Annotated in this window: 12 protein-coding genes; 3 read left to right on the plus strand and 9 right to left on the minus strand. The window is 40.4% G+C overall.

Features of this window, described 5'->3' with window-relative positions; all coding sequences use genetic code 11:
* Positions 1-12: 12 nt before the first annotated feature.
* The 5 genes from AAEY75_RS08520 to AAEY75_RS08540 form a co-directional block, all read right to left on the minus strand.
* Complete coding sequence (locus tag AAEY75_RS08520) at positions 13-846, minus strand: HAD hydrolase family protein (protein WP_352259350.1); 834 nt, start codon at positions 844-846, stop codon at positions 13-15.
* The gene (locus tag AAEY75_RS08525; RefSeq protein ID WP_352259351.1) at positions 843-1,517 is read right to left on the minus strand and encodes a hypothetical protein; all 675 of its coding nucleotides are present in this window, start codon (positions 1,515-1,517) and stop codon (positions 843-845) included. Before AAEY75_RS08525 ends, AAEY75_RS08520 begins: the two co-directional genes overlap by 4 nt.
* Positions 1,504-2,727: a phosphoribosyltransferase domain-containing protein gene (locus tag AAEY75_RS08530; RefSeq protein ID WP_502944397.1), complete on the minus strand. Its 1,224-nt coding sequence runs from the start codon at positions 2,725-2,727 to the stop codon at positions 1,504-1,506. The genes AAEY75_RS08525 and AAEY75_RS08530 overlap by 14 nt, the downstream gene beginning before the upstream one ends.
* 70 nt (positions 2,728-2,797) lie before the next feature.
* Positions 2,798-4,120 (minus strand): NYN domain-containing protein, encoded by a 1,323-nt coding sequence (locus tag AAEY75_RS08535; protein ID WP_352259353.1) that lies wholly within the window; start codon positions 4,118-4,120, stop codon positions 2,798-2,800.
* A 78-nt stretch (positions 4,121-4,198) separates the two neighbouring features.
* Positions 4,199-5,434 (minus strand): trypsin-like peptidase domain-containing protein, encoded by a 1,236-nt coding sequence (locus AAEY75_RS08540; protein WP_352259354.1) that lies wholly within the window; start codon positions 5,432-5,434, stop codon positions 4,199-4,201.
* Between the two features lie 718 nt (positions 5,435-6,152).
* Between AAEY75_RS08540 and AAEY75_RS08545 the strand changes: the two genes are divergently transcribed.
* Both AAEY75_RS08545 and AAEY75_RS08550 read left to right on the plus strand, forming a co-directional pair.
* Complete coding sequence (locus AAEY75_RS08545; protein ID WP_110922667.1) at positions 6,153-6,887, plus strand: hypothetical protein; 735 nt, start codon at positions 6,153-6,155, stop codon at positions 6,885-6,887.
* A 124-nt stretch (positions 6,888-7,011) separates the two neighbouring features.
* Positions 7,012-7,755 carry an MHYT domain-containing protein gene (locus tag AAEY75_RS08550; RefSeq protein ID WP_197100029.1) on the plus strand — a complete coding sequence of 248 codons (744 nt, stop codon included), beginning with the start codon at positions 7,012-7,014 and terminating at the stop codon, positions 7,753-7,755.
* A 226-nt stretch (positions 7,756-7,981) separates the two neighbouring features.
* Here the strand turns inward: AAEY75_RS08550 and AAEY75_RS08555 are convergent, their stop codons facing one another.
* Positions 7,982-9,130, minus strand: coding sequence for an ATP-grasp domain-containing protein (locus AAEY75_RS08555; RefSeq protein ID WP_352259453.1), 1,149 nt, complete (start codon positions 9,128-9,130; stop codon positions 7,982-7,984).
* 334 nt (positions 9,131-9,464) lie between these two features.
* Between AAEY75_RS08555 and AAEY75_RS08560 the strand changes: the two genes are divergently transcribed.
* Entirely contained in the window at positions 9,465-10,733 is a 1,269-nt protein-coding gene (locus AAEY75_RS08560) for a TerD family protein (RefSeq protein WP_352259355.1), read from the plus strand.
* Between the two features lie 117 nt (positions 10,734-10,850).
* On the opposite strand, the gene AAEY75_RS08565 is transcribed toward AAEY75_RS08560, so the two are convergent.
* From AAEY75_RS08565 to AAEY75_RS08575, 3 genes are all read right to left on the minus strand, one after another.
* Entirely contained in the window at positions 10,851-11,459 is a 609-nt protein-coding gene (locus tag AAEY75_RS08565; protein WP_110922672.1) for a TerD family protein, read from the minus strand.
* Positions 11,460-11,603: 144 nt separating this feature from the next.
* Positions 11,604-12,356: a TIGR00266 family protein gene (locus tag AAEY75_RS08570; protein WP_194197243.1), complete on the minus strand. Its 753-nt coding sequence runs from the start codon at positions 12,354-12,356 to the stop codon at positions 11,604-11,606.
* Positions 12,357-12,607: 251 nt separating this feature from the next.
* Entirely contained in the window at positions 12,608-13,183 is a 576-nt protein-coding gene (locus AAEY75_RS08575; protein ID WP_110922674.1) for a TerD family protein, read from the minus strand.
* Positions 13,184-13,497 lie beyond the last annotated feature (314 nt).

Genomic DNA, 13,497 nt, shown 5'->3' on the forward strand with positions numbered 1-13,497 from the left:
TAGCCTAGCCTATCACAAAGGCTGTAACTGCGACTGTAACTGCGAATGCAGCTGACCATGATTGGGCATCCCATACCAGTCTAACAGTTGCAGAAATGGCAAGTCCGCTAGGCTGTCACCAAAGCCAAAACTAGGTCGCTGACTGTCTAAATGATGGTCTAACAAAAACTTTACAGCATGATGCTTATGCACGGCACGCGGTAATATCGCTAGATTATTTGCATTCACGTGTACATAAAAATCTTGATCAAAATCACGTACTAGGGATGGCAGCTTTTCAGCCAAATCTATCAATGCCTGATGGTTTTTGTGAGCATGTTTAATGGCCAGATAAATGGTTAATTCTTCATCAACAGAACCATTATGAAAGCTATCGATATGCGGTGTAAATACGAGCTGACTGCCATCACTTTTGCTGTAATTGGCGAATACTTGACTCAGTTGATTTAATTTATCCTGCAATGGTGCAAGCTCGTCATACATATGCTGTTGCCACTGGGCTTGTAGCTTGCCATCCTTGCTGAGAATAATCGCACCATGAGTCAGGACTTGCCAACTGTCAAAGGGCAGCTTCACGCGTTTGATTTCACTACGGTCACGGGCAGTGACGACTACCAACTCAGTGCTCGCAAGTAGCCAATTAAATAGCGCCGCTTGACGTTGACTCATAAAGCTTAATGGCTCGTCTTGCTTATTGACGGTCGCACAAACCAACTGCTCAGGTTCCGTAGTGGGTAAGTCCCATGCGTCAATTTTGCGTTGAGTTTGGAATAGCGTGTCGTCTAAATCCATTAGCGCGTAGGGTTTTACGATATTTATATTAGGCTGAAAAAATGGTGTGGTCATGTGTTCCTATTACCTTGGTTATCTTCAAATAACGCGCTTTGATGTATGAAATCATCTATTACATTTTTTGTTCTTAGATAAGCTCTTACACCATCTATTTTTATTAATAAATATATTTCTAAGAGAAAAAGTGGTGCTATAGAAATATAGAATAATGTAGTGCTTTTAAAAAGTATGAGGAAAAAGAACGACGAAATTAGTATCCAACATAGGAACCCGATAATGATGAATGTATTAAATCTTCGATAATGACGGATCCAATAATTAGTCAGACTATTGATGTTCTTTATATATTTACCATTTTGGAATTTTATTATAGAACCCGATTTTAAAGTGCTAATCTCATATAAGCTGATTTTTAAGCTCTTTTGAGACATTAGAAACTCTATTTCTTCAACCTTATAATCTTTGAGTAGGTAAAAACGCTTATAGAAAAGTTGCTTAATTAAAAACGGTTGATTACTCAGGCGTTCAAGAAAATTTTCATCATCAATTATTTTATAAAGCATCTCAAATTGCTTATCATCTTTGGCATCTACACGGTTAACTATGTAATTAAAAGGTCTTACAAACACGAGAATGGTTATAACAATAATTGTGATAATAGCTTGCGCATAATCATTAAGACCCAAAGCTATTTGAGCGCTACTTAAAAATTCAGCCATTCCCATGGCTAGTACCTATCACCAATACATTATCCAAACCTTGCCACATGTCATCAACGCTATCGCTTGAGGTCTCTACACACAACACAATCAAATCCCAATCGCTAGGCTCAACGTTATAGGCAAAGTTGGTCATACCAAGCCCATAATTATCACTAAAGCTTAGCATGGTGGTAATCGCACCACCTAAAGCAATGGGTGATCTTGTCAAAGCGCTAAAGTTAACGGTTTTTTTAGAGTCTTGAACCTGACCTTCGAGCCATTCAGCCAATAAAAACGGCAGCCATACAAACTCATTACTGCCTAATACTAGAATTCGTTCAGGCAACTGTTCTTTATCAAATGGTGCTTGATCATTAAAACTCGTCAATGCTGCCTGAAAGCTCTTCAGATAGTTATCGAATCCATCGGTACTATCGAGTGTGGGGAAGCGTCCCCAATTGCCAGTGTTGCCTAATGACTGACTACCAGCGTCAGTGGTATCGACCGATGGCATGGTGATGGGTTCAGGATTGGGTGCATCCGTCCATTGCCAAGCGCCAGATAGTAGATGATGACGATGAAAGTCAATATTAGGCAAACGAGCAGATATGGCGTCGTCTACATCCGCTACCCCTTGATTCTGACTTAGAGACCAGTCAACCAACGTGGTGAGATGCACTTGCTCTAATTGGCTCAGTCCTGCATTGCGTAGCGCCGTAACGACATTGACGCAAGTATTACCCGTTGACGCTTCATCATCAACCATAATCAGAGTTTTACTGGCCAGTAGTTGCGCTTGCGTGATTTTATCAGAGCTTTGATAAATCAGATGCTGACTTGCATGGCTGTGGTCTTCGCTGAATGTGGTCAGCAACGTTTCACTGTTATCATCATTGTGTTGCGCATGACGCGTAGAGTTCAATAATAAAGCATTAGGGTAACGCGTTTGCAATGCTTGATGGACGCCAGCAGATAAGCCAACAGCGGTCTCTGCCATGCCAATAACCAAAATCGGCTCAGGTAAATCGCTAGGCACTAAGTTTGCCAAATCTGTAAAAGCGCTACGCATCGTACTAGGCGCTACCGGAATATGACGGCCTAAGACCTTTGATACGAATAAAAATGCACGTTTTGGGTTAATACGTTGAGCAAAGCCGAGTAAATCCTCTAGTTGATAGTTGTCATCTTTTTGCGAGTCGTTTTTAGCTGCTGCTGGATTGATTTGATAGGTCAAATCAAGCGTACCGCGAGGTAAAGAGATACTTCGCTTATAATTTTTATTAGATGTCGTATTGTTTTTAGAATCAGTTATCACTTAGTTCTACTCCATATTTTTCACAGAGATAACGTAGGTCGCCATCTATATTTTGATGTTTTGGCACAAACTGCCATTGGTTGCCAGTTCGGTTTAACGTAAATAATATTAGGCTTTTACCTGATTTATTTTGGACGTCAAATTTGCCTGAGAATAATAATGTATTTTGTTGCTCATCAGTGATATTTAATTCAATACTGGTTTGCTGTGGGTCAATTGCTAAGCTTTCCAATTCACTGGATAGCACGAAGTTAAGTTGTTCAATGCTAGTAGGTTGATGGTTTAGATCACAACTGAACTCAGAGACTGATGTATTACTTTCGAGCTGTTGGTTTAGCTCGATTGAACCATCCTCGCTATGCGTTTGACCATAAAATATCATATCTTCATCACCGCGTACCTTTGCAGTAGGAGTCACTCTAAATAAGACAGCATCGATAGTAGGTGCTGTTGATATTTTTACAAGAATAGAAGCAGCTGGGAACAGGTTAGAAGTTGGCTTAGTATCAATTGTTTTTTTATTAGCAGTTGTAGCGGCTGTTAATGCCTTCTGTATTTTAATCTTTGCCCACATGCCATTAGATTGCTTTCTAATATCATATAAACGCAATGCAATCATTAAATTAGAAAATTTATCATAGCCATACTTATCGAGTTTGATGTCATTATGATTTTTACTAAGCTCGCTGGCTATATAAGAGAGATTCGACCAACCATTATGGGCGTTAATATTTTCTTTGATTATTTTATTTAATAAGTTAATTAAGTGCGTTTGTGTTTGTAACTGTTTAGTCGTCCATTGTTTTGATGAATTATTATTAGGTGCTCTTTTAGGAGAAAGGGTTGTTTGCGTAGAATTGCTATTATTCTGATCGACCAATAAATCTTCTACATAAAAGAATTTATCACAAGCCTGCGAAAACGCACTAACGGTATTACGCTTTCCAAAGCCAAATACTTTTACATGGTTTTTGCGAATACGTAAAGCCAGTGAGGTAAAGTCACTATCACTTGATATGAGACAAAATCCATCATAGTTATTGCTATACAGCAAATCCATGGCTTCGATGACCATGCCTATATCAGTGGCGTTTTTGCCTTTAACATAAGCGAATTGCTGCATAGGATCGATAGCATATTTGAGTAATGCTTCTTGCCAACTTTGAATATGAGCATTTCCCCAATCACCATATATTTTTTTACAAGTGATATGACCAAGCTTTTCTATTTCTTGCAAAATATGGCCAATATTTTTTGCTGATGCATTATCAGCATCGATAAGTATGGCTATATTTTTGAGCTGAGCTGACATTTATATTTCCTAATACGTTTTCTTTAAGTCATTGTTTTATATTTTTTAGGCTCGTTACGTGATTCTTTAACCTCAACCTCAACCTTGACAGCCAACGAGCCATAGCGCACCGCGGCTTTGTTTGCTCAACTGCGGTGTGGTTAGTGGTGACGTTTTAGCATGAGGCGAGTCTGATAAATCCTCTAAGCCGATGCCAGCGCTCGCCAGTAGGGCAGATAATAACTGAAATTTCACTGCATAGTTCATGTTTTGTGCATGCTCGTGGACGAGGCTAGAGGTTACCATGCCGACAACTTCACCAGTAGACAGTAATAAAGGGCTGCCACTAGAGCCGGGTTGAATGGGTGCGGTGAACTGCATGTAGCGAATATCATCGCCAAACCCTGTCAGACCTGAGATACAACCTTGCGTGACTTGCAACTGGCTACTCAATCCAGACAACGGGAATCCCAATGTCGTAATGGTCTCTCCCAAATTATCAGAACATTGCTGTGCTAGTGGCAAATAGCTAGGCAGAGGCTCACTCACTCGAATAATAGCTGAGTCGCTGCCAATATCACTAAGGACTACTTGCGCTTCGCGGTCAGGTTGGCCTTGCTGACGGATACCAATCATCGCTGCTGACTCAATGACATGATAGCAGGTCAATAGGTGATAGGGGTCAATAGCGAATGCTGTTCCCGTCCAAGTTTCTCCAGGCTGAACGTGACGTGGCGGACGCGACTCGTTGTTTGGCTGAGTTCGCTGTTGCTGCTGAGCCGCTTGAATAAGCGCATGCGTATCTGGCGGACGGGTATCAAGACTGATTTCGACTCTATGCTCTAGACTTGCTAGTCCTTGTGTAGAGCTTTCACCCAGTGCACGGCATTTGAACTGGCCATTACGTCGATATATTTCCAATACAATGGCGGCTTTAATATGACGCTCATTTGCCATGAAATTATATTTAATCGCGTCATTATTGAGTGTTAGACAGATATTGTTGAGCTCAATCGCTGGCAAATTGAGGCTTGGATCATGATAAACATATGCAATCAGTTGCAAAGAAACAACAGCTTGCGTATCAAACAGTTTGGTCAAATCTAGCTGCCATACGTTTGGATTATTATTATCGTCTAACTGAGCCCAGTCCTTAGGCTCATGAAGATAGGCAGGGCTACAAGCTGCTTTGCGATGCTCATCTAACGGCAGCCATATCAGTCCAAGTTGCTGCCCAAATATAAGCTGGTCTGTTGTAGAAAAAGCAACCGAACAATTAGATTGCGTGATAATCGTATTTGCTCCTAGCACTAACGCGGTCTGTACAGTCATCATATGCCTCTAATTGAGTTGATTATAAATCATTATAGACAGTTTTTAGATAGCTGTTTAAATAACTATGGGGTCATTATAAAAAACCGATATTTGTCTATTGTAGTGGTTTTTGTTTATAATTTGGCATAGAATGATTAAAATACCGTCATGCCGATCTTGAATAAAAACATCTAGCAAATAGTGAGATTCAAAAACCAATCCAAGCTATCCTTTTAAAGCCCTGCGATATACTTATAATTAGATAAGATAACTTTCCATTTTTATTCACCACCACCTATCGGATAATATTGCCATTTATCCGACAATATTAAGTTAAGTCTTGTCATAATATATCTATTCGGTAATAATGCTGCTTAATTGCTTCTATAAAGTAACTAAATTTTATCAGATTAGGATTAAGTAGTAGTTGTATATCTAAATACCATCTATGAGTACCCCTCTTGCCTTAAAAGTATAAGAAAATAATGATATATAAAGCTGTGCTTAATTATGAGTGATAAAAAAATTATCAAAAGATTAAAATATATGGATTTGGTTGTTTTATAACACTCATAATTAAAAGAAAAAAATGTATTAAACACTACTTTCTCATTGTATTTGTGCGACAAGAAAGTCGGCAAACCACAAGTCTGAAACTGAATTTATATTAATCGTTGAGCTTGGCCAGATAGTTTGTTATCAAGAAAGTTTAGCGATATTTTTAGAAAAGGAGTAATCTTTGAAATTTTCTTGTTCATTGGAAACGTCTTCTGAGCGGATTCGTTTGGTTAATGTTATCTCGCCACTTATTAAAGCAGGTTACCAACTCGTAACCCAAAGACAAGAGCCTTCAGAAAACGGTGGCAACATTATTCATGTTGTTGCCAAAAGCCAGGGATCAAAGACACAAGAAGATTTAATCGATGATCTTTCTTCTATCGAAGGTTGTACACTTTTTCAGCTAGAGATAGATGGAGAGGGAAGTGCGGATACAATACCATCAGCAGTAGCATCAGCACCACCACCGGTAACACAAGATTTGGATCAGAAAAATGCGTTAGCAGCTATTGGTGCACAGTATCCTGATATTGCCGATATCGTTAGGCACTATGAGGCCAGTTTGCCACATGAGAGTCGCGCTAAAGCAATGCATGAATTAGGACGCAAAGTGGGAAGTGGGATCTACAAGCGTGACTATTCACTTGGTAGCCCATTAAAAATGCCAACCACGATTAATCGCGAACTTGTACCAGCATTAAAGAGCTTTTCTAAGGTTAAAGCTAAGAACAATTTGGTTGCTTTGACTAAATGTCCATTCTGCAAGTTGTCAGATAGCAACCATTCAGGCTGTCACTTTGTAGTGGGTTACATAGATGGTTTTTTATCAAGTAATCCTGCCGTAGACAGAGTTCGGGTTGAGGAATCAAGTTGTGGCGCTGGCACTACCAATATTTGTGAATTTATCATCTGGTAGAAAATAATTATTCATAGACAGTTGAATGCCTATGAAAAACAGTAATAAATGCATAAAGCAATGTCAGTTCATTAAAACGCACATTGCTTAAGCTCAGTTTTTATTAAATATAAAGGTCGAAAAAATGATTGAAGTTGAATATAACCTGCTTTTGGTGTTTATCTCATATGTTATTGCCGTAATGGGCTCTTACGTTGGTCTAAACCTTGCCATTCGCGTGCCATCAGCCAAACCAGGAGGCGATCTGTACTTTTGGGTAGCGTTATCTTCAATCGCGATCGGTGGTGCCATTTGGTCTATGCATTATATTGGTATGATGGCCGTTGATATGAAAATGCCGGTCACTTATGATTTGGGTTTGACCGTTATTTCAATGCTACTTGCTATTTTGTTTGTGGCCGTTGGTATTGTTATCGTTGGCCGCGGTGCGTCAAGTATTGCCAAGTTGATCAGTGGTGGCGTGCTTACTGGACTGGGTGTTGCAGCAATGCACTATACGGGTATGGCTTCAATGCAGATGGATGCAACCATGTCATATAATATACCACTGTTAATCACTTCAATCGTCATTGCTATCGTGGCAGCTATCTCTGCGTTATGGTTGGCATTTAACCTACGTGGTACGGTTCAGCGCTTTGGTAGTGCATTCATTATGGGTATCGCTGTTTGTGGTATGCATTATACTGGTGTAGCAGCGATGGAGATGAGCGTTACAGCGGGTCACACAATGTCTATGAGTCATACACATGATGGTGCGATTAATTCATCGATTATCATCTTTATCGGTTCAGCGATTGTACTTGGCTTACTATGGTTCTTAGCATCTAAGAATGCTCCTAAACAAGAAACTCTTGTGTTTGGCGAATAATGATATAGTTGATTCAGTTAAAGAGAGAGTCAAGGTAACCAAGTGCAGATGTATATCTGATACTTCAAGCGAGGTTAACGCCGTCGCTCTTTTATAGAGGATTGACTATAAGCCATTGCTGTTCTATTTATTGAATGGTTAATACAATAAAAAGGTTTTTAGATATTATTCTAAAAACCTTTTTTATGTGGAATAGCTGGTGTATAGCTAATGGCTTATCTACACTTTAATCCGTTGTTGCTTCTTCAATTTTTACACCCATCATGATTGAACGTACTTGGCAAGGTACTATCTTTTGAGCGATATCAGCTAGCCTTGGTTTATCAGTCAAGCCTAACCAGTATGCAAAGCCGACCTGTGTTAAATCCACACCGCTATGAGTTGTGTAGCCAATACCACCAGATGGGCGACTATTAATCTCAAGTACACGGTGCTGACCCTCATCATCGGCCTTGGTTTGTACACTGACGATACCATCACAGTTGAAAGCTTTGATTAATGGAATGACGACATCCATAACGGATTGCTCGTAGCCGATATGCTGGATTTTCCCTGTTTTATAACGAGTAATAGCGGCCAGTACTTCACCATATTCGCATGCTACATCGATAGAGTACTCTTGCCCTGACAAGTAAGGCATTAATAGCATTGGAATAGGGCGCTCATGCACCATTAAGCTGTTTGTGTACGCATTTATAAATTGTGCAGTACTGATTTTTTTCTCTTCGGTAAAGTATAAATGCTCAAAGCTATCGTATTGATCCTCTTCTGTTTTACCTAAATCTAACCGCCAAAACCCTTGCGCAAAAATACCAGTGACTGGTTTGACACATAAAGGCTGATGGCCATGTTCGGCAAGTAGCGCCTCAAGCTGCTCAGTCGTATCAAAGCGCCACGCATCAGCGACAGGTATGTCATGAGAATGGCACTGTTGCATAAAAGCAAATTTATCATCGATTGATTCTAACGATGCAACACTGGTTGCGCCGGTCAATAAGCGAATACCTGCTGCATCAAATACCTCTCGATGGGCCTCATAATCAATACCATTGCGACCAGTCAATAATACCTTTACGTTGTGCTGTTGAGCCTGTTCTAGGACGAACTGCCAACGCGGCATAACGGGTTCAGGTTCAACATCCACTTCATCGAGGCTACCTATAGAAGCTATAGTAGGTTCAAGATAGACATCATCCGCAAACTCAAAAATTTCAGGTCTATCGTGACGGTGTGAGGCGATGATGTTGAATGGTGTCTCAGATTGGGCCTTTAATGCTTGTAGGCTGGCTAACATATCACGCTGACTTGACTGGCCTTCGGCTAACCAAGCTGCAGTTGGCGTTGTATGGTGACTATCGTTAGCAGTGTTATCCATAATTCTCTCAGCAGTATCATAAGTGTTAGATATAATTGGATAACGTAATATCGTCATCGCAAAACCAACAGCAATCTAGATAAGCTAAAAATGTAGCTAACCATCCAAGTCATCATATTGCTGATAGTAGCGCTATTATATACAAATGCTAGCCGTTATAAATGATGCTAAAAAAATAGTATCAGTAAGAATGCTTAGAATTTATTTTGAGGTCTTGAACAGCACTTTACTGAAGGTATGTACCGACTAAAAATCTTGTAATAACCGTGCTACTATATGCTGATAGTAGACATAATAAATACATCGATATAATAAATACATGAAAGGATGAGTAATGAGTCAAACCCTAATTGCAGGTGCAAATGCGCCACTACCGACGGACAATATTAGTATTCGTATCTTAAGCCAAAATGCGATTGATTGTGCTGCTTATCGCCTAACTGCCAATGGTAAAGTGCGCGGTGATGGAGACATGATATTTTATGGACAGACACGTAGCGATGATAGTAGTGTCAGCTTTCGTGGTCATGATAGCGATGGTTTTTTTGATATTAATTTGCCAGCTCAACCTGCAAGTATTGAAAAGATAGCGCTGGCATTCTCTAGTGATAAAACACTTGCTCAAGTCGGTGATGTGGATATTCAAGTATTACAAGGCAGTCAAGTGCTGATGACTTGTCAGCTCAGTAGTACAGGTCGCAATGAAAAAGCGATTATTTTAGCTGAATGCTATCGCAGGCAGGGCATTTGGAAGTTTAGATTTATTGCTCAAGGGTTTGAAGGTGGTCTAAAACCATTGTCAGAGCATTTCGGTGTTGAGATCGCTGACGAAGCCTCAGTTCCAAACCAGTCACAGAGGCAGGATCAAAACCAGGCTCAACCTATCAACACGCAGCGTCCAATCAATACTCAAAAAGCAGGTAGCGCGCCTCAAACAAATACACCACCACCGATTCCAGCCAATCCTGCCATAAATCTAAGTAAAGTAACCTTAACTAAAAATCAATCTAGTATCAATCTCAAAAAACGCGATGATTTTGGTAAAATTACTGTGAACTTAAACTGGAATCAACGACCGAATGCTGATCAGCAAGCACCTAAAAAAGGGCTCTTGGGTGATCTGTTTAAGCAACATAAAGCGGGTGGTATTGATCTGGATGTTGGTGCCATGATTCACCTAAAGAATGGTGAAAAAACGCTTATCCAAGCATTGGGTAATCGTTTTGGTAGCTTACAATCAGCGCCTTATGTTTGTCTGCGTGCCGATGACAGAACAGGTCAGATAAGTGGTGGTGAGTGGCTGGATATCAATGGTCAGCAGTGGTCGCAGATTGAGGAGGTCTTTATCTTCGCCTTTATCTACGAAGGTGCACCGAACTGGGCACAAACAGATGGCGTGGTCACCATTGCGGTACCAGAGCAGCCACCGATTGAAACGCGTTTAACAGAAGGCACAGGCAACTTGCCCATGTGTGCAATCGCTCGTTTGGTCAATCAACAAGGCAGTATCAATGTTGAGCGTATCAACCAATACTTTAAAGGTCACCAAGAAATGGACAAAGCCTTTAATTGGGGATTTAGCTGGAAACGCGGCAGTAAATAGTAACTAAGTATTAACAGCTACAAGAATATCGATTAAGATAAAAAATAAGCCCTTCTATAATAGAAGGGCTTATTTTTGTTGAATATGCTTTAACATTCAAAAATTTTCTAGAGTCAATTATGCATGCGGTGTGATAGCAGGCATCAAATCATGAAAAGTGCGACCAGACGCTGTTTCGCCAATGGCATGCATCTTCCATTCATTGTTATGGCGATAAACTTTTGCCATTACCATCGCTGTGTGTCCACCTTGTGCTGATAAGTTATAGCGGGCAACTTCTTGGTTGTTATTGGCATTGACGATACGACAAAATGCATTTTCTACGGTCTCAAAAGTCTGACCAGTAAAGCTGTTGACAGTAAAGACCAGTGATACAACATTAGCAGGAATTCTAGATAGGTCTACGTTGATGACTTCATCATCGCCATCGCCATCACCCGTACGGTTATCACCAGTATGTACAATGCTGCCATCTTTTGATTTTAGCTGACTGAACCAAATAGCATCGACCGCTTGTTTATTACTATCGAACATGATGCATGAGGCATCGAGGTCGATAGAGTCGCCGCCACTACCACCACCAAATAGTTTACCTAAGAACCCACCTTTTTTTTCTTGTGGACCTTGTGCGACATCCCAGCCTAAACCTAATTTTACCTGCGTGAGGTCACCACCAGCTTCTTTGCTAAGTGAGATTTTTTGACCTTTTTGTAAGCTAACTGCCATGTGATTATCCTTATAGTATCAATATTGAGAAATATGAACTGAGTGTAGTATTACCACCCGTCTTCCTTGCTATCTAAGTTTCTAAAAATGTTGTAATAGTTTTGAGTAAAGCGTTGAATAAAATTTATATATGACGGTATACAATTATAAGATATTGCCTAATAAGCCGCTACTGCCACCGCGACCGCCTGAGCTACTACCTAGGACGCTTTGTAGCCAGCCTTGGTAGCTATCACGATTGCGCGAACAGATAATGACTTTGCCAGTACCAGAGAAGTTCAATACCATGCCTTCGCCACTGGTGACGGAGTTGATGATATTGCTCATGAATCCTTTTTTCTTGCTGGTAGACACTGACAGCTTATAATCTAAGTTGGAGTCCCAGCAGACCACGTGACCATTATCAATAATGACGTCTTTACCGGGTTCTACATCGATCTCGAACAGCGAGCCAAATCCTGATACCACGACCTGACCTTGGCCTTGTGTTTGCATAACCATAAAGCCACCAGTATCACCAAACACCGCACCGCCAAGGTTGCGTTGAATATTGGCTCTGATATCCACGCCAGTTTGCGCCGCTACAAAAGCACCATCGCTGAGCGTGTACTGCTGTGCACCGCAATCAATGATTTGCATATCACCATCTAGCGTGGGCGCAAGCAAACAATCACCTTCACCATTGACCGCTTCGATTTGCTGTTGAAATAACGACTCATCATTAGCAAAACGGCGCATGAGTGACTGCATCAACCCGCCTTGCAATTTGCCTTTGAGCTCAAGGTTTGATTCCATCATCACCATTGCATTGGCTTCACAATAAATCGAGTCGCCTTTTTTGAGGTTACAATGTAAAAAAGGTTCGATGGTACCGATTAAGCTAAATGTTGCGGCCATGATTTACAAATCCTTATTCTAATTTTTTAATATGTGCGCTTGATAGCTATGTTTATGTATATGGTTCTATATAAGCTATCTTCAAGACTCTGGCTTTTTTGGTTAGCCAATTAAAATTAAAGCCATCAAATGCGTTAAAAGGGCACACTTGATGGCTTTAAATAGCTCTTTTATATCGCAATCAACTATATGACGGCGATATTTATTTTGCTAAGCGATTACGTCAAAGCTAAAATTAGTCAAAGCTAAGCTTAGACGTTTACGCCATAAGAACCCGCTAATGGTCCCAGACCACCGCTGAAGCCTTGACCAACGGCACGGAATTTCCAATCACCGCTGTGACGATACAATTCACCAAAGATCATGGCCGTTTCAGTACTGCCGTCTTCTGATAGGTCATAGCGTGCAATTTCACTGCCGCCATTGTCATTAACGATACGGATGTAAGCTTCGCCTACTTGACCGAAGTTTTGGTTACGGGCTTGACCTTCATAAATGATGGCACAAAGTGCTACTTTATTAACGTCAGCTGGAATGCTCGCTAGGTTTACTTTGATGGCTTCATCATCGCCATCACCTTCGCCAGTACGGTTGTCGCCTGTGTGCTCAACAGCGCCATTGTCTGACTTTAGGTTATTAAAGAAAATGAAATCTTGGTCGTTACGTACTTTACCTGCTTCATTGACCAAAAAGCCAATCGCATCTAAGTCAAACTCTTGACCGTCAGTGGCGCGTGGATCCCAGCCAAGACCGACTGTAATATTGGTTAAGCCTGGCGCTTCTTTTGATAAGTTTACGTTGCCGCCTTTTGTTAAGCTAATAGCCATATAAATATCCTATTGATTAGTAATTAAATAATAAAAAAACGAACTGAAAATGGTGCAATGGTTGATACGTAAGCGTACACAGTTAATAAATCTACCTATATGTCACGGCCTGCATATCATTACGTTTTACTATACTAAGCGTTTGCTTAGTAAGCAAGGCGTATTTTGTGCACTTACTATATGTTTCCTAAGAGACATAATATTCCTGTAGATGTGATACTTTTTAACAATCTTGATAGCAATACTTAAGGTGTTGTTATCAAAAGTAAATTACCTATCTATCACCATTTGTAGACTAAACAAGAAAAGTCAGT

Source organism: Psychrobacter sp. TB55-MNA-CIBAN-0194, assembly GCF_040309505.1.
GTDB classification, from domain to species: Bacteria; Pseudomonadota; Gammaproteobacteria; order Pseudomonadales; family Moraxellaceae; genus Psychrobacter; species Psychrobacter fozii.